Origin of the sequence: Acinetobacter sp. A3, from assembly GCF_012371415.1 — a bacterium.
Lineage (GTDB): Bacteria > Pseudomonadota > Gammaproteobacteria > Pseudomonadales > Moraxellaceae > Acinetobacter.
On record NZ_JAAZQW010000090.1, the window covers coordinates 1 to 1036 of the forward strand.

The following is a 1036-nucleotide window of genomic DNA, read 5'->3' on the forward strand; positions in this document are numbered from 1 at the left end:
GCTAACAAAGGAAAGCCACCTCTAATGGCTGCTTAACCTCTACTTTTAACTTCGGTTATTTATGGGAGGATTACCAACATAAACACACAATTTGAACTTTAAAAATATTGTACGCTCAACACAAATTTTATGTGTGAGATTCAGTATGGATAAAAATAAGACATTCGATGCTCAGTTTTTGCAGCAGCAATTTGAGCAATGGCATCAACTACATCAGCAATTAGAGAAAGCTCAGGAGCAATGGCAGGCAGCAGAAAAATTGTGGCAAGAATTACAGGAATATTACCAAAGTGAGCAATGGCTGATTGATTATGAAAATTCACCAGAATTAACATGTCGTGAAGGCGAGTATTCTATTTTGGCACAAGACACTTTATGGAATGCAATGGAAGAACGTAGACAACAGGCAATCACTTGGATGAAATTGGGTCTAAAGGTTGTTGAACAATAATGAATAGGTAAAACTGTTCAGCAGATTATATTTTTCTTAACATTGTCTCATATATAAAGCATGCTTAAGCATGGCTTAAGGACGTAACCATTATGAAAAAACGCTTTTATTTTCCAATAAGTGCGATATTTTTAGTTGCAATTACGGGTTGTAGCCAAAATTCTGACATGAAAGCTGTGGAGACTAAACCGGTGATACAAAACTGTGTACCTGAAGCCGCAGCGAAACTAGTTGGTAAAACTGAATTATCTGAAGCTGAAATTAAAGCGATCACACAAGCTGAAATTGTGCGTATGGTTGCCCCTGATCAACCTGTGACGATGGATTACCGCATGAATCGGGTCACGGTTGTAATTGATCCTAAAACAAGAATCATTGTTCAAGCATCTTGCGGATAGTCAATTTCATCCAATTTTTTAAATCAGACACACCCTGCAAATAGGACAAATTAGGTCTTATTATCAGGGTGTTTTTAATGTACTGATCTTTCTAAATATGAATACGACAGGGCTTTGTTGCACAAAGATTTGAAATGCAAAGCGCCCCTAATTGAGCCAAATTTAAGGCGTAACTTGGGTAAGTGGT

General features: G+C 37.3%; 1 protein-coding gene and 1 pseudogene. Both read left to right on the forward strand.

Annotated elements, in window-relative coordinates:
* Positions 1-145 precede the first annotated feature (145 nt).
* A complete protein-coding gene (locus HHA42_RS13330) occupies positions 146-451 on the forward strand; it encodes a DUF4298 domain-containing protein (RefSeq protein WP_168526866.1) in 306 nt (101 codons plus the stop codon).
* 203 nt (positions 452-654) lie between these two features.
* Positions 655-849, forward strand: a pseudogene (locus HHA42_RS13645) (I78 family peptidase inhibitor); the annotation flags it as partial.
* Between the last annotated feature and the right edge of the window lie 187 nt (positions 850-1036).